A 16,469-nucleotide genomic window follows, 5' to 3' on the forward strand; every position below is an offset into this window, starting at 1 on the left:
AATTGTATAGATTTAGTTAAGTTTATCGTATCGGGATGCTGGGGGGAAATGTTAAGAAGTTTACGTTTAAAAATTGCGGTAGTGTTTTCAGTTCTTATTTCTATGATGTTCGTAATATTGGGTACAGCTGTGTATCAATTACAGAAAGAAAAGGAAGTGCGTTCCTTAGACGAGTATTCTCAAAATGCGATGGATCTTGTGACAGAGCAACTTACGACATTTGTTCAAAGAACGGATGAAGATATGGGGTATTACGCGAATAGTGAGATGATTCGTAATATACTTCAAGGTGGGGTTACTCCAGAAGAGGAAGCGTTTTTAACGAAAGAGTTTGCGGAGTATAAAAAGAATCATCCTGGTATTTTAGATTTATATATTGGTACGAAAGATAAAAAAACATTAAGTGCCAATCTTGCTGAAGGTGGGCAAGTGCCAGAAGGATATGATCCAACGACAAGACCATGGTATAAAGATTCAGAGGCTGATGTAAAAAAGGTCCATTGGGGACAACCTTCTTATGAAATTGCAACAGGAAAGTTAAGTGTAGGTGTTTCTAAAGCAATTACAGCTCAAGATGGATCTGTATTAGGCGTTGTTGCGATGGATGTATCGCTTGGGACGATTCAGAAGTTGCTTCACAATATTCAATACAATAATGACGGAGAAATGTTTATTATAAATGATAAAAATATGGCTCTTGTTTATCCAGAAAAGATAGGGAAAGATGTTTCTAAAGAGCCACTTATAAAGAGCTTAAATAAAGAGGTAACAAAATATGCGGTCACTACAATAAAAGGTGAAGATGTAGTTGTTTATAGTCAATCATTTGATACGATGAAATGGACAATAGGAATCTTTTATCCGAAAGAAACGATCGATGGGCTATTAAATAGTACGAGAAATACAGTTATTATAATGGCATGTATTAGTTTATTAGTTGGAATCGTAGCTTCCTACTTGTTCTCAAGAAGATTAGCAAGACCGCTGCAACTATTAAAGAATCACGTGCAAAAAGTAGCAGAAGGCGATTTAACGCTGCGAATGAAAGTGACAAGTAAAGATGAAGTTGGAGAGTTGACTAAGCACTTTAATGATATGGTTGAACAAATGAATGAAATGGTAAGTAAAATTAAAAACAGCGTATCAACGGTGCAACAATCAACGAATAGTTTACATTATTTAACGAACGAAACAGTAGCGGCTAGTAGAGAAGTTTCAGGAGCGATGGATGATGTGAGCGGAGGAGCTTCTACTCTTGCGAATAGTGTGGATGAAGTTTCAGCTCAGCTCGAGAATATGGCGGAGTCAGTAGAACAAATGAATAGCTCCGTTGGTGAAATAAAAGGAGTGGCTGGCAAAGCGGAAGAGGCATCTAAGCAAGGATTAAATACAATGAGGAATTTAATCCGTACGAGGGGACAATCATCTTCGATTGTTGTTCATACAGAAGAAGCATCGGATAAGTTAGAACAAAGAGTTGGATCGATTCAAAATGTTGTTGAGCTTATAAAAGGTATTTCGGATCAAACAAATTTACTTGCTTTAAATGCATCGATTGAAGCTGCCCGTGCAGGTGAGCAAGGTAAGGGATTTGCGGTTGTTGCTGAAGAGGTTCGGAAATTAGCGGAACAATCAAAAGAGGCAACCGGAGAAATTACAATGATGATTGGTGATGTACAATTAGAAGTAAAAAGGGTTGTAGAAGTTGTAAGTAAATTGAAAGACATTGCAGATGTGCAAAATAAAGTGACGACAGAGGCGGAAATGGAGTTCCGTACAATTATGTCAGTTGTAAATACGATTAGTACTTCAGTTGAAAAAATTGTAGAAGAGGTACATAACATAGGTTATGAGCAAGGGGAAATTACAGCGGTAATGCATACAATTGCTGGTACGAGTCAAGAAAGTGCAGCTGTTTCTGAAGAGGTACATGCTGCAACGGAATCACAGGTGAATCATTTAGAAAAGGTAGCTCACACGATGGAAAGTTTGACAGAACATATGAGAGATTTAGAAAGATTAGTCGAGCAGTTTAAAGTGGAAGAGTAACATATTAGTAAAATGATGAGGATTTCGGTAAAATAGACAATGGATATATAAGAAACGATTATAGGAGGAAGACTACTATGGCAATTGTTGATGTATCGATTATTCCAGTAGGAACAGGTAATCCAAGTGTTAGTGAATATGTAGCAGAAGTACAAAAGGTGCTAGAGAAAAATGCGGATCGCGTGAAGTATCAATTAACACCGATGAATACAATTATTGAAGGAGATCTTCCTGTCATTCTAGAAGTAATACAACAAATGCATGAAGTTCCATATACGAAAGGTGCGCAGCGCGTTGCAACAACAATTCGTATTGATGATCGTCGTGATAAAGTAAGCACAATGGAGAAAAAATTAAACTCTGTTCGATCAAAATTATAAGAAAAAGCAGCGATCTTCGCTGCTTTTTTCATATAGGAGGTAAATAAAATGAGTGAAAAGTTTAACGAGCAGTTTGATGGTTTACTGGAGAAATATACTGAGCTGTTACTTGGAGAGAGCAATGAAGAGAGAAAAGAACAGGTACAGAAGTGGGCACTGTATTCTTACATAGCTAAGACGATGCCAGCTTTAGTAAAGCATTGGAATGAAACTTATCCAGATGCGAAAGAAGAGATGGTACAGTTAATTACAGATATTAAAAGGCTGAATGAAGAGAAGCGAAATGAGCAATAAAAAAACTTGAGGTAAATATAATCGCAAGTTTTCTGTATTAATATCCTTATATAATTTACATGGAATATTAAGGGTTTTATAGGCATGTCGAATATTTTCGACATGCCTATTTTATACCTATTAAACTCCATTTTTCTAAATGTCGAAAAATATTTCAGGTATATTTATAAGCAGAAATATAGGTTTTTAAATGTTTTTATAGTATTTTATAAATTATCTAAATAATTATTTGTATCCAATAATTTTAAACAATGATATAATTTTGAAGAGGGGTAAAAAACAGATAAATTACAGTCATAGGGGTGAATTACATGGAACAATTAATGCGAAATTCGTTTCTTTTCTTATCTAAAAATAAAGCGCTAACAAAACTGGCTAAAAAGTACGGTTTACGCTTTGGTGCAGGTCGCTTCGTCGCAGGGGAGACGATTGAATTAGCGACAGCTGCCATTCAACAATTAAATAAGCAAGGTCTTTGTGTAACAATCGATTATTTAGGTGAATTCGTTGATAATGAAGCGGAAGCAAATGAAATGGCTAACCAATCGATTGAAGCGATCCGTGCAATTGGAAGAGAAGGTCTTGATTCGCAGCTTTCTTTAAAGATGACTTCTATGGGATTAGATATCTCTGATGAAATCGTAATGAACAATATGCGCCGTATTTTAGAAGCTGCAAAAGAAAATGGTGTGTTCGTTACAATTGATATGGAAGACTATACACGCTGTGGAAAGACAATTGATATCTTTAAACAGTTAAAATCTGAGTACGATAATATTGGTACTGTTATTCAAGCTTACCTATATCGTACAGAAAAAGATATTGAGGATTTAAATGCTTATAAACCTAATTTACGTCTTGTAAAAGGAGCTTATAAAGAACCTGAAGAAGTGGCGTTCCCGGACAAGAAAGATGTAGATGACAATTATAAAAAGATTATTAAAATGCACTTATTAAATGGAAATTATACTGCAATTGCTTCACATGACGAAGCGATTATTGAATATACAAAAAAACTTGCTGAAGAACATAATATTCCAAGGGATCAATTTGAATTCCAAATGTTATATGGTATTCGTAATGAGCGTCAACTTGAGCTAGTAAAAGAAGGTTACAAAATGCGTGTTTACGTACCTTATGGAAACGATTGGTATGGATATTTCATGCGCCGTCTAGCAGAGCGTCCAGCAAACGTTGCGTTCGTATTAAAAGGTATGGTTAAAAAATAACCAAGGAGAAAATACTCCTTGGTTATTTTAATTGCTGAAATGCATAATGTGCCATTTTCTTCGTATCAGGATATAGTTGCGCGCGAGTAGAAGATAATACGACGTTAATGACGCGTTTACCGTCTTTTTCATCCACTGTTACGACTGTATATTTGCCAAGTGCTGATAGACCGCTTTTACTTCCAATCGCATATGGATCGTCATATAGTTCTTCTCGTCCGTAGTTTGCGATGTTTGGAGAGCGTTCTGAAGTATGTAGAGTTGTACGTGTTGAATTCATATATTCTAAAACAACTGGATACTTTAATGCTTCTTTCGTAATAATAGCAATGTCATATGGCGATACTTTATTTCCAAGTGCATCAGCACCACTTGCATTCTTGAAAGTCGCATGCTTTGTACCGAGTTCCTTCGCTCTAGCATTCATCATTTTCACAAATTCATTTTTTGATCCTGCAATATGTTCTGCGATGGATTCAGCTATTGGATCTGCACTAATGATAAGCATCAGTTTTAATGCCTCATCACGTTTTAACTTTTCCCCAGCACGAAGTTTAATTTTCTTACTTTGACTTTCTGTTTTAATTGCGTTTTCTGTAACTGTAATTTCTTCATCTTCTTTTACATTCTCTAGTAAAAGAAGGGTTGTCATCATTTTGGCTATACTAGCCGGATAAGAGCGTTCGTCTTCGCGTTTTCCATACAAAACTTCACCTGTGTCTGCATCGATTGTAACTCCATATTGCCCAGTAATATTAGGTTGATCAGCTCTTACAGCTTGTTGCCTTTGTGCATAAGAGAAGAAAATCATCCCTGTAAATAGTGTGGCAATCATTACAATCATAACTATTGTTCGTTTCATTATAATTCCCTCATTTGTTACAAATAAATTGGGCAGAAAAAGCAGCCATTAATCATTATGCCACGTTCTCTGCCCAAAAATATAGCGTTATTTTTCGCCCATATTATGCTTTTTATATTGTTGGTTATTACCTTGGCGTCCTTTTTCAACACCGTGGTTATGCGGACCTGCGTTTCCAGTTACACTAGCTGCACTAATTCCAGCCTTTGAAGGGTTCTTCTTAAGTTTTGCCATATATATTCCTCCAGTTTCGTCAGATTATAAAAAGGGAAAGTGTATTTTAGTGAAGAAAATACATATATAGCATGGGCAAATAAAAGAAAAATATTTATTTCAGAAAATTTTATCAATAAATATATTGCGAAAATTTAAACAGTATCATATATTTATTAGTAGAGGCTCACTCATTGATTGCGACTTATGTCGAAAAATTGAATGAGCATTCATTCAAGAATAGGGGGAGAATTGGATGTTCCAAATTAAAAAGGCTGCTGTTCTAGGTTCAGGCGTAATGGGTTCGGGAATTGCGGCACACTTAGCTAATATTGGTATTCCGACATTATTGCTTGATATTGTACCACCTGCGCTTACGAAAGAAGAAGAAGCGAAGGGACTTACATTAGAACATAAAAGTGTGAGAAATCGTTTTAGTAATACGGCTGTGCAAAAACTATTAAAGCAAAAACCAGCTCCTCTGACAGTGAAAGGGAATTTAGCACTGATTGAAGCAGGTAACTTAGAAGATGACCTTGAGCGTCTAGCTGATGTAGATTGGATTATTGAAGTAGTAGTTGAAAACTTAGATATTAAAAAGAAACTATTTGAAAAAGTAGATGCGGTTCGTAAACCGGGTTCTATCGTAAGCTCGAATACGTCAGGTATTTCAGTTGAAAAAATGGCAGAAGGTCGTTCAGACGACTTCCAGAAACACTTCTTAGGCACACACTTTTTTAACCCACCACGATATTTAAAACTTCTAGAGGTAATACCGACGAAAGAAACAGATCCACAAGTATTAAGCTTCATGAAACTATTTGGCGAAGACGTTCTTGGAAAAGGCGTTGTTATCGCAAAAGATACACCAAACTTTATTGGAAACCGCATCGGTACGTACGGTTTACTTGTTACTCTTCAAGAGATGGTAAAACGCGGCTATAGCATTGGGGAAGTTGATTCTGTAACAGGCCCACTTATTGGTCGTCCGAAGAGCGCAACGTTCCGCACATTAGATGTTGTCGGTTTAGATACATTCGTACACGTTGCAAATAACGTATATGAAAATGTGCAAGAAGAAGAGCGTGATGTATTTAAAGTACCAGCTTTCATGCATGACATGCTTGAGAAAAAATGGCTTGGAAGTAAAACGGGTCAAGGCTTCTTCTTAAAACAAGGAAAAGAAATTTTGGAATTAAATCCTGAAACGATGGAATACGAAGCGCGTAAAAAATTAAAAGCTGCATCCGTAGAGTTAAGTAAACAAGAAAAAGGATTAGCGAATAAATTGAAAGCGCTTGTATATGCGAAAGACCGTGCAGGAGAGTTATTATGGAACATCATTACACCAACTCTTTTATACTCTGCAAAACTTCATAAAGAAATTGCTGACGATATCGTTGCAATTGATCAAGCGATGAAGTGGGGCTTCGGATGGGAGCAAGGGCCATTTGAAGTGTGGGATGCAATCGGCGTTGAAAAATCTGTTCAAAAGATGGAAGAAAACGGCGTAGTTGTTCCTACTTGGGTGAAAGAAATGTTAGAGAAAGGTTTCACTACTTTCTATAAACATGATAACGGCGATAGCTACTATTACGATAATGGCGAATATAAGCTAATCGAGCGTAATAAAAAAGCAATTTCTCTTAAGCAATTAAAAGCGAAAAATGGTGTATTAAAGAAAAATAGCGGAGCGAGCTTAATTGATTTAGGCGACGGCATCCTTTGCTTAGAGTTCCATTCGAAGAGCAATGCAATCGGTATGGATATTACGCAAATGATTAACTACGCTGTTGATGAAGTAGAAAAGAATTATAAAGGTCTTGTTATCGGTAACCAATCGAAGAACTTCTGCGTTGGTGCGAACCTAGCAATGATCTTAATGGAAGCACAAGACGACAACTACTTTGAAATTGAGTTAGTTGTGAAAAACTTCCAAGATGCAATGACGAAAATTAAGTACTCTTCTAAGCCAGTTGTAGCAGCACCATATGGTATGACGCTTGGCGGAGGTACAGAAGTTTGCTTACCAGCAGCGAGCATTCAAGCTTCTAGTGAAACGTATATGGGCTTAGTAGAAGTTGGTGTTGGCTTAATCCCTGGCGGAGGCGGTAATAAAGAGCTATACATTAAACACTTAAACAAAATGGCAAACGGTGTAGAGTTTGATCTGCAAAAAGTTGCAAATAAAGTGTTCGAAACAGTCGCAATGGCGAAAGTTTCAACTTCAGGACAAGAAGCAGTTTCTCATAACTTCTTAGGTGATAAAGATGGTATTAGTGTGAATGGTGATCACTTACTATACGATGCGAAACAGAAAGCACTTGCTTTATATGAAGCTGGTTATAAAGCGCCGATCCGCAAAAAGATACCAGTTGTTGGGGAAACAGGATATGCAACTCTTGCACTTGGTGCAGAAGCAATGCATTTATCTGGTTACATTTCAGAGTATGACCTTCACATTGCGAAGAAACTTGCATATGTCATTGCGGGCGGAAAAGTACCGTACGGAACAGAAGTTGATGAGCAATATTTATTAGATGTAGAACGTGAAGCATTTATTAGCTTAGTAAGTGAGATGAAATCACAAGCAAGAATGCAGCACATGCTTGTAAAAGGAAAGCCATTACGTAACTAATAACGAGGGGAGATATCGTTCATGAGAGAAGCTGTCATTGTTGCGGGAGCAAGAACACCAATTGGAAAAGCAAAGAGGGGTTCATTAAAAACAGTTCGTCCTGACGATCTAGGGGCGTTAGTAGTAAAGGAAACGTTAAAGCGTGCGAATTATGAAGGACCAATCGATGATTTAATTTTCGGTTGTGCGATGCCAGAAGCAGAGCAAGGTTTAAATATGGCTCGAAATATCGGCGGATTAGCAGGACTTTCTTACGATGTTCCAGCTATTACAATTAACCGTTACTGTTCTTCAGGTTTACAAAGTATCGCTTACGGAGCAGAGCGCATTATGCTTGGTCACTCTGAAGCTGTATTATCAGGCGGAGCAGAATCAATGAGTTTAGTTCCAATGATGGGACACGTTGTTCGTCCGAATAGTCGCCTTGTAGAAGCGGCTCCAGAATATTATATGGGTATGGGACATACAGCAGAGCAAGTTGCTGTGAAATATGGAATTTCTCGTGAAGAGCAAGATGCATTTGCAGTAAGAAGTCATCAACGCGCTGCGAAAGCATTAGCTGCAGGAAACTTTGCTGATGAAACAGTATCTGTAGATGTAACGTTACGTACTGTTGGATCAAACAATAAACTGCAAGAAGAAACAATCACTTTCGCACAAGACGAAGGTGTAAGAGCAGAGACGACGCTAGACATTTTAGGGAAATTACGTCCAGCATTTAACGTTCGCGGTTCTGTAACAGCTGGTAACTCTTCACAAATGAGTGACGGTGCAGCATCTGTACTATTAATGGATCGCGAAAAAGCAGTGAGCGATGGCATGAAGCCACTTGCGAAATTCCGTTCATTTGCAGTAGCTGGCGTGCCACCAGAAGTAATGGGAATCGGCCCAATCGCTGCAATTCCAAAAGCGCTAAAACTAGCTGGCTTAGAGCTATCTGATATTGGCTTATTTGAACTAAATGAAGCATTCGCTTCTCAATCAATTCAAGTTATTCGTGAACTTGGTTTAGATGAAGAAAAAGTAAACGTAAACGGTGGTGCAATCGCACTTGGACATCCACTTGGCTGTACAGGAGCAAAACTAACACTATCTCTTATTCACGAAATGAAACGCCGCAACGAACAATTCGGTATCGTAACAATGTGTATCGGCGGCGGAATGGGAGCAGCGGGAGTATTTGAATTACTATAAAAAGTGGAAGCGGCTCGTTCAGAATGTGAGGGGGATGGAGCTTCAGACGTAGAGGCGTTCTCTGCCTCGCAGGAAGAAGCGAAGCCACCGAACATTCTAGCCGCTGGAACTGGATTATAAAAAAGTGCAGGTGGCTCGTTTAGAACAGGAGGGCGTTGGAAGCCCTGACGAAGAGGCGCTTTTTGCCTCAAAGGAAGGGGGGAAACGACCGACTGTTTTAGCCACTGGAACTGGATTATAAAAAAAGTGGAAGCGGTTCGCTCAGAACGAGACGCTGCCAATGCAAAGAATGGAAGCAACAAAGGTTTATAAAAAAAGGGAGAGCCAGCTTCTTTCAAAAAGAGAGAAGCGGCTCATGAAAATATGAAGGAGGAAATTTTCATGGAAAAAACAGTAGGAAATGCGGTTAAAGGCGGTAGCTTTTTAGTAGATGAGATTACGATTGATCAAGTGTTTACGCCAGAAGATTTTTCATCTGAGCATAAAATGATTGCAAAAACGACAGAGGACTTTATCGTAAATGAAGTTCTTCCAGAGCTTGAATATTTAGAGCAACATGAATTTGATCGTTCAGTTCGTCTTTTAAAAGAAGCTGGGGAACTTGGTTTATTAGGCGCTGACGTACCAGAAGAGTACGGCGGAATTGGTCTTGATAAAGTAAGCTCAGCGTTAATCGCAGAGAAATTCTCTCGCGCTGGTGGCTTTGCAATTACTCACGGTGCTCACGTAGGTATCGGATCTTTACCAATCGTATTATTCGGTAACGAAGAGCAAAAGAAAAAGTATTTACCATTACTTGCAACTGGTGAAAAATTAGCTGCATACGCATTAACAGAGCCAGGTTCAGGATCTGACGCATTAGGTGCAAAAACAACTGCACGTTTAAATGCAGAAGGTACACATTACGTATTAAATGGTGAAAAACAGTGGATTACAAACTCTGCATTTGCTGACGTATTCGTTGTATATGCAAAAATCGATGGAGAGCACTTCTCAGCATTTATCGTAGAGAAAGACTACGCTGGCGTATCTACAAGCCCAGAAGAAAAGAAAATGGGTATTAAATGTTCTTCAACTCGTACGTTAATTTTAGAAGATGCGTTAGTACCGAAAGAAAACTTACTTGGTGAAATCGGTAAAGGTCATATTATCGCATTCAACATTTTAAATATCGGTCGTTATAAATTAGGTGTTGGTACAGTTGGATCTGCGAAACGTGCAGTAGAAATTTCAGCACAATATGCAAACCAACGTCAACAGTTCAAACAACCAATCGCTCGCTTCCCATTAATTCAAGAGAAACTTGCGAATATGGCAGCAAAAACATATGCAGCTGAAAGTTCTGTATATCGTACAGTAGGTTTATTCGAAAGCCGCATGAGCACATTATCTGAAGAAGAAGTAAAAGACGGTAAAGCGGTAGCAGCTTCTATCGCTGAATATGCAATCGAGTGCTCTTTAAACAAAGTATTCGGTTCTGAAGTATTAGACTATACAGTAGATGAAGGTGTTCAAATTCACGGTGGTTACGGATTTATGGCAGAATACGAGATTGAAAGAATGTACCGCGATTCTCGTATTAACCGTATTTTCGAAGGAACGAACGAAATTAACCGCCTAATCGTACCAGGTACGTTCTTACGTAAAGCGATGAAAGGTGAATTACCACTTCTTCAAAAAGCACAAAAATTACAAGAAGAGTTAATGATGATGATGCCAGAAGAAGTAGGCGATGAGCCATTAGCACTTCAAAAGTATTTAGTAACTAATGCGAAGAAAATCGGCTTAATGGTAGCTGGATTAGCTGCTCAAAAATACGGTAAAGCATTAGATAAAGAGCAAGAAATTCTTGTGAATATCGCTGACATCGTAAGCAATCTATACGCAATGGAATCAGCTGTTCTTCGTACAGAAAAAGCGATCAAAACAACTGGTCTTGAAAAGAATAAACAAAAAGTGTTATACACTGAAGTATTCTGCCAAGAAGCATTTAACGAAATCGAAGCAGATGCGAAAGAAACACTTATCGCAGTTGAAAACGGCGACATGCTGCGCATGATGTTATCATCATTACGTAAATTAACTCGCCACACACCACTTAACGTAATTCCGAAGAAACGTGAAATCGCTGCGAAAATTTTAGAAGATGAGCGTTACACAGTTTAATATCTTTAAAGAACAGTAGTCGTTTATACGGCTACTGTTCTTTTTTTGAAAAAAACTTTTTTAGTGACATAAAACTAATACCATTAGTATAATAAAACTAATGGTATTAGTTTTTGTGAAAAGGGAGATGGGACTATGAGGATGATACATGAAAAAACGGTATATCAATTGTCATTTTTGCCAAGAGTGTTTCCTGTGAATTGTTACTTTGTGGAGGAAGAAGCTGGTTTAACTTTAATTGATGCGGCTTTGCCATATAGCGCAAAAGGTATTTTACAGGCGGCTGAGAAAATAGGAAAACCAATTACTAAGATTGTATTAACACATGCGCATGATGATCACATCGGTGCATTAGACGCATTAAAAGAAGTACTTCCTCATGTTCCAGTCTATATTTCTAAGCGGGACGGAAAGCTGTTAGAAGGAGATACGACGTTACAAAAGGATGAACCGAATACGCCAATAAAAGGCGGTGTACCTAAAAAGATAAAAACGGTACCTGATATTTTATTAGAAGATGGCGACCGAGTTGGATCGCTTCTTGCGATTATGACACCGGGACATACGCCAGGCTCCATGTCGTTTCTTGATGTAAGAAATAAAGCTCTGATTGTCGGAGATGCATTCCAAACAAGAGGAGGTATGGCTGTTTCAGGACAAATGAAATTTTGGTTTCCGTTTCCGGCGATGGCAACGTGGAGCAAAGAAATATCATTACAAAGTGCAGAGAAGTTAAGAGAATATGAGCCTTCCTTGCTTGCGGCAGGACATGGAAAAATGATAAACGATCCAGTGGCTTTCATAGAGCTTGCTATTAAAGAAGCGAAGCGGAATATAGAAAGTAAGAAAGAGGGGTAATTTATGTCACCGAGAATCGGACTTACATTACAGAAAATTGTAGAAACAGCTGCAGAAATTGCAGATACAAATGGAATACAAGAAGTAACGTTAGCTTCATTAGCGCAAAGATTAGGGGTACGTTCGCCCTCACTATATAATCATGTAAAAGGGTTACAAGATGTACGGAAAAATCTTGGCATTTACGGAATTAAAAAGCTGCATAACAGACTGGAAGAAGCTGCCGAGGATAAACGGATGGATGAAGCAATTCATGCTTTAGGAGAAGCGTATGTAGCATTTGTCCGAAAACATCCTGGACTATATGAAGCAACTTTTTTACGAGATGAAGAAGTAAGAAAAGCAGGTGACGGGATTGTAAAGCTTTGTCTTCAGGTTTTACAACAGTATGGCTTAGAAGGAGAGAATGCACTTCATGCGACACGCGGATTCAGAAGTATTTGTCATGGATTTGCTTCGATTGAACAACAGGGCGGATTTGGTTTGCCGTTAGATTTAGATATAAGTTTACATGTATTGTTGGAAACGTTTATTAAAGGGTTACGTGAATAAGAAGCGAGGCAAACAAAAACCTTAGAAGTGATTCTAAGGTTTTTTAGTGCATATGATTCGAAAAGAGCGGTAGGCTTTTTCTCATTACATGATATTATTTAGCAGGTTTGAAAAATGTGTATATGACTACGGAAAGGCAAACGAAAATAAAAGCAATAGAATCTTGATATGGACTAGGCTCAGAGCCCTTCTGGATTTCTGTAAGGAAGTCATGTGTTTTCATGTTCATTGCTCCTTTAACTAATAAGTTTTATATGATGCGAGGGTTATAGTGGATAGGAAGTATTTTTTGAAATTTCATATAATAATCATTGCATAGCAATTCTATTCCTAAAACTATAAAATATAAAGTTTTCATAATATGTAAAATTGCATATTATTCTTTTTGTAAAATTTGTTATATTATCTTTATATTTAAATTAAAGGATTTTAATGAGATAAATGAGAATAACTGGAGGGATACTGTGGGTAAAACAGTGTTAGAGGCGTATAGTGTGGAAAGAAAAATCGAGAATATAACATATAAAAATCTATTTGTAATGATAGCAATGATTATAGGGATTTCACTCCTAGGAGGATTATTTCTTGGTTTAGCCTTTGAGATTTATGGAGAAGAAGCATTAAGTACTAAATTAGAAGGATATTACTTACTCTTATTCGATGCAATTGTTGTTGCTATCGTTTTATTAGCTTATAAACCAGTTCTTCATTTTATTAAATACATTTGGGATGTATCCGTTTTGAAGAATGGGAAGACATATTTATATCTATTAATTGGTTTTATTATCATTGCAGTATCACAATATTTAATGTTACATGTGTTTAGTTTTGAAAGTGCAGCAGAACAAAAGGAACAATTAGGAGGTTTAGGACTTCAAAATAACATACAAAGTATTATATATGTGTTAAGTATTGCTATCATTACGCCGGTTAAAGAAGAAATTCTATTTCGAGGTATTTTATATCGATTTTTAGAAAAGAAATATAATTTTTTAGTTAGTATCATTATCTCTTCCTTCATTTTTGGACTTCTTCATGGGGGGCTTCTAATTACAGCAACGATTATGGGAATGGTATTTGCAATGTTATACAAAAAGACGCAATCTATTATACCTAGTATTATTTTACACATTGTATGGAACTTACTTGTGAGTATAAGTATGATTGTATCTCTATAAAAATAAATACATAACCAGTATAAAAGGTGAATGGCTTAGCTATTCATCTTTTATTTTGTATGCACGTAAAAAAGTTAATTCATGTATACAATCAAAAAATAGCTAAATACTAACAGTGAACGAATAAAGAAAGGTAGGAGTATTCCATGCAAAATTTAACAGAGCTTGAAGTAGAAAACTTACGTCATTTAATTGGTGGACACGCAACAATTATTAACAAGTTGGAGCAGTATGCACAGACGTGTACAGATCCACAACTGAAACAAATGCTACAAAAAGATGCGCAAGATGCACGAAATACGAAACAGCAATTAATGACTTTCCTAGGATAGGAGGAAGAGAAAGATGAATGAAAAAGATATGGTAAATGATTATTTAGCAGGATTAAATGCAAGTTTAACAAGCTATGCAAATTATATTGCTCAGTCTGATAATGAACAGTTACATCAAACGTTAATTCAAATTCGTAATCAAGACGAGGCGCGCCAACGTAATATGTATGAGTACGCAAAGCAAAAGAGTTATTACAAACCGGCAGCACCTGCTAATCCAATGATTGTACAGCAATTAAAAAGTCAATTAAGTGCGGAATAACAGGAAAAAGAAAACGAGCGAATTTATTCGCTCGTTTTCTTTTTGTATATGTCAATAAATACATAATAAATATTTTTCCAGTTGTAACAAATATGACGAAAATGGAATATAACAATTCACAAAAAGGACAAAAACTTTGTTCAATATTTCACAAAGTATCCATGGTTTCTATCGTGGGAACCTCTATAATTAAGAATGTAAAGAACAAAAGAAATAGATTATATGATCAATTAGGAGAGATTGCTATGAAAAGACATACAAGAAAAATTGCAATTATCGGTACTGGATTAGTTGGATCAAGTTGTGCGTATTCCATTGTAAATCAAGGGATTTGCGAAGAGCTATTATTAATTGATATAGATCATGAACGTGCAGTTGGGGAAGCAATGGATTTATCACATTGCATTAACTTTACAAATACAAGAACAAAAGTATATGCAGGAAGCTATGAAGACTGCAAAGATATGGACATTGTCATTATTACAGCAGGGCCAGCACCAAAACCAGGGCAAAGTCGCTTAGATACTTTAGGAGCGAGTGCGAAGATTATGGAAAGTGTTGTTGGTGGCGTAATGGAAAGTGGATTTGATGGTATTTTCTTACTTGCATCGAACCCAGTTGATATTATTACATATCAAGTGTGGAAATTATCTGGATTACCTAGAAATCGCGTAATCGGTACTGGTACATCACTAGATTCTTCTCGCTTAAGAACAATTTTATCTGAAATGCTACATGTAGACCCTCGTAGTATTCATGGGTATTCATTAGGAGAACATGGTGATTCTCAAATGGTTGCTTGGTCTCATGTAACTGTTGGTGGAAAGCCAATTCTGCAAATTTTAGAAGAACAAAAAGAACGATTTGGAGAAATAGATTTAGATGAAATTGTTGAGAAGACTGCAAAAGCTGGCTGGGAAATTTATAAACGTAAAGGAACTACTTATTACGGAATCGGAAACTCTCTAGCGTATATTGCGAGTTCAATCTTTAACGATGATCACCGTGTCATTGCTGTATCAGCCATTTTAGATGGTGAGTACGGTGAATACGATATTTGTACAGGAGTACCAGCTATTATTACTAGAGACGGTATAAGAGAAGTTGTAGAACTCAATTTAACAGAGGATGAAGAATCTCGATTCGCAAAATCAAACGATATTTTACGTGATTATATGAAAACAATTGGTTACTAACTTATAGAAGAAGGTGAAACAAATGAAGGAATATATAATGTCTCGTGTATTTAAAGCATCTGCTGGAATCGCACAAGGTATTTTCGTATCCCTCGGAATTGGTTTACTGATCGAAAATATAGGAAGAATTGTTGATATACCATTACTTATTACAATCGGAGTTGTTGCAAAATCACTAATGGCACCGGCAATTGGTGCCGGCATTGCTTTTATGCTCGGTGCAAACGGTCTTGTAATCTTCTCGGCGATGGTAGCCGGAGCGATTGGTGCCGGATCCATTTCAATTACTGAAGCTGGTCTAATTATTAAAACAGGTGAGCCAATCGGTGCATTATTAACAGCAACTTTAGCTGTATATATTGGTAAACGTTTAAGCGGAAAAACTGCTTTAGATATGATGCTCGTTCCATTTGCGGCCATATTAGGTTCTGGTTTAGTTGGTATTTGGTTATCTCATAATATTACTCCTGTTTTAAATGCAGTTGGAGCGTTCATTAAAGATAGCTCAGCTGGTAGCCCGTTTATCGCTTCTATCGTCATTGCAGTAGTTTGGGGACTATTACTTATCTCTCCAGCTTCATCAGCTGCGTTAGCGATCGCACTTAGCTTAGACGGTGTTGCAGGTGGTGCAGCTCTTGCCGGATGCGTCGCTCAGTTTATCGGATTCTCTGTCATCTCAGCAAAAGAAAACAATTTAGGTGGCATATTAGCTCAAGCACTTTGTACTCCGAAAGTACAGTTGCCAAATATCACTAAAAATCCAATGATTCTCGTCCCAACTGTCGTCGCCAGTGCTATAGTCGGTCCGGTATCCGCATTAATTTTCCAACTGGAAGCAGGAAAAGAAATTGCAGGTCTTGGATTAAGTTCTCTTATCGCACCAATTAATTTAATTTCCAGCCAAGGATGGGAAGTTCTCCCGGCGATGGTAATTACTTATATCGTCATTCCAGTAGCTGTTTCTTATATACTTTACATTGCTCTTAAAAAAGCAGGTCGTATTCATTCTGGTGATATGACTGTACCGCAATCTTAAATTGAAAATCTCCTTAATAATAGATAAAAG

General features: G+C 37.2%; 16 protein-coding genes. 14 read left to right on the forward strand and 2 right to left on the reverse strand.

All coding sequences use genetic code 11. The features are described 5' to 3' along the window. Nucleotides 1–48 precede the first annotated feature (48 nt). From ACS2QP_RS11770 to ACS2QP_RS11785, 4 genes are all read left to right on the forward strand, one after another. Nucleotides 49–2,049, forward strand: coding sequence for a methyl-accepting chemotaxis protein (locus tag ACS2QP_RS11770; protein WP_061666026.1), 2,001 nt, complete (start codon nt 49–51; stop codon nt 2,047–2,049). A gap of 77 nt (nt 2,050–2,126) precedes the next feature. Beyond that, a complete protein-coding gene (locus tag ACS2QP_RS11775) occupies nt 2,127–2,429 on the forward strand; it encodes an MTH1187 family thiamine-binding protein (RefSeq protein WP_001018860.1) in 303 nt (100 codons plus the stop codon). Between the two features lie 48 nt (nt 2,430–2,477). Next, nucleotides 2,478–2,723, forward strand: coding sequence for a YusU family protein (locus ACS2QP_RS11780; protein ID WP_001290594.1), 246 nt, complete (start codon nt 2,478–2,480; stop codon nt 2,721–2,723). Between the two features lie 311 nt (nt 2,724–3,034). Continuing rightward, on the forward strand, nt 3,035–3,952 hold the full coding sequence (locus ACS2QP_RS11785; RefSeq protein WP_000436783.1) for a proline dehydrogenase family protein: 918 nt from the start codon (nt 3,035–3,037) through the stop codon (nt 3,950–3,952). Nucleotides 3,953–3,974: 22 nt separating this feature from the next. Here the strand turns inward: ACS2QP_RS11785 and ACS2QP_RS11790 are convergent, their stop codons facing one another. Both ACS2QP_RS11790 and ACS2QP_RS11795 read right to left on the reverse strand, forming a co-directional pair. Continuing rightward, nucleotides 3,975–4,814, reverse strand: coding sequence for a D-alanyl-D-alanine carboxypeptidase family protein (locus ACS2QP_RS11790; protein WP_000831462.1), 840 nt, complete (start codon nt 4,812–4,814; stop codon nt 3,975–3,977). An 87-nt stretch (nt 4,815–4,901) separates the two neighbouring features. Then, the gene (locus ACS2QP_RS11795) at nt 4,902–5,048 is read right to left on the reverse strand and encodes a YuzL family protein (RefSeq protein WP_001096344.1); all 147 of its coding nucleotides are present in this window, start codon (nt 5,046–5,048) and stop codon (nt 4,902–4,904) included. Nucleotides 5,049–5,283: 235 nt separating this feature from the next. Here ACS2QP_RS11795 and ACS2QP_RS11800 point away from each other — a divergent pair, with 235 nt between their 5' ends. The 10 genes from ACS2QP_RS11800 (at nt 5,284) to ACS2QP_RS11845 (ending at nt 16,439) form a co-directional block, all read left to right on the forward strand. Beyond that, a complete protein-coding gene (locus ACS2QP_RS11800) occupies nt 5,284–7,665 on the forward strand; it encodes a 3-hydroxyacyl-CoA dehydrogenase/enoyl-CoA hydratase family protein (RefSeq protein ID WP_000486377.1) in 2,382 nt (793 codons plus the stop codon). A 21-nt stretch (nt 7,666–7,686) separates the two neighbouring features. Then, a complete protein-coding gene (locus ACS2QP_RS11805) occupies nt 7,687–8,859 on the forward strand; it encodes an acetyl-CoA C-acetyltransferase (RefSeq protein ID WP_001206345.1) in 1,173 nt (390 codons plus the stop codon). Between the two features lie 381 nt (nt 8,860–9,240). Further along, nucleotides 9,241–11,025, forward strand: a complete 1,785-nt coding sequence (locus tag ACS2QP_RS11810) for an acyl-CoA dehydrogenase family protein (protein ID WP_000416291.1) — start codon at nt 9,241–9,243, stop codon at nt 11,023–11,025. Nucleotides 11,026–11,160: 135 nt separating this feature from the next. Beyond that, nucleotides 11,161–11,883, forward strand: a complete 723-nt coding sequence (locus tag ACS2QP_RS11815) for an MBL fold metallo-hydrolase (RefSeq protein WP_326263270.1) — start codon at nt 11,161–11,163, stop codon at nt 11,881–11,883. A gap of 3 nt (nt 11,884–11,886) precedes the next feature. Further along, complete coding sequence (locus tag ACS2QP_RS11820; protein ID WP_060634793.1) at nt 11,887–12,435, forward strand: TetR/AcrR family transcriptional regulator; 549 nt, start codon at nt 11,887–11,889, stop codon at nt 12,433–12,435. A gap of 464 nt (nt 12,436–12,899) precedes the next feature. After that, entirely contained in the window at nt 12,900–13,613 is a 714-nt protein-coding gene (locus tag ACS2QP_RS11825; RefSeq protein WP_113304970.1) for a CPBP family intramembrane glutamic endopeptidase, read from the forward strand. A gap of 146 nt (nt 13,614–13,759) precedes the next feature. Beyond that, nucleotides 13,760–13,945 carry a hypothetical protein gene (locus ACS2QP_RS11830; RefSeq protein WP_001180555.1) on the forward strand — a complete coding sequence of 62 codons (186 nt, stop codon included), beginning with the start codon at nt 13,760–13,762 and terminating at the stop codon, nt 13,943–13,945. Nucleotides 13,946–13,958: 13 nt separating this feature from the next. Then, on the forward strand, nt 13,959–14,207 hold the full coding sequence (locus ACS2QP_RS11835) for a spore coat protein (protein ID WP_001002981.1): 249 nt from the start codon (nt 13,959–13,961) through the stop codon (nt 14,205–14,207). Nucleotides 14,208–14,452: 245 nt separating this feature from the next. Next, a complete protein-coding gene (locus ACS2QP_RS11840) occupies nt 14,453–15,403 on the forward strand; it encodes an L-lactate dehydrogenase (protein WP_438882452.1) in 951 nt (316 codons plus the stop codon). A gap of 22 nt (nt 15,404–15,425) precedes the next feature. Next, complete coding sequence (locus tag ACS2QP_RS11845; RefSeq protein ID WP_000666172.1) at nt 15,426–16,439, forward strand: PTS transporter subunit IIC; 1,014 nt, start codon at nt 15,426–15,428, stop codon at nt 16,437–16,439. Nucleotides 16,440–16,469: the final 30 nt, after the last annotated feature.

Source organism: Bacillus cereus group sp. Bce019 (assembly GCF_051781745.1).
In the GTDB taxonomy this organism is placed as follows: Bacteria; Bacillota; Bacilli; order Bacillales; family Bacillaceae_G; genus Bacillus_A; species Bacillus_A cereus.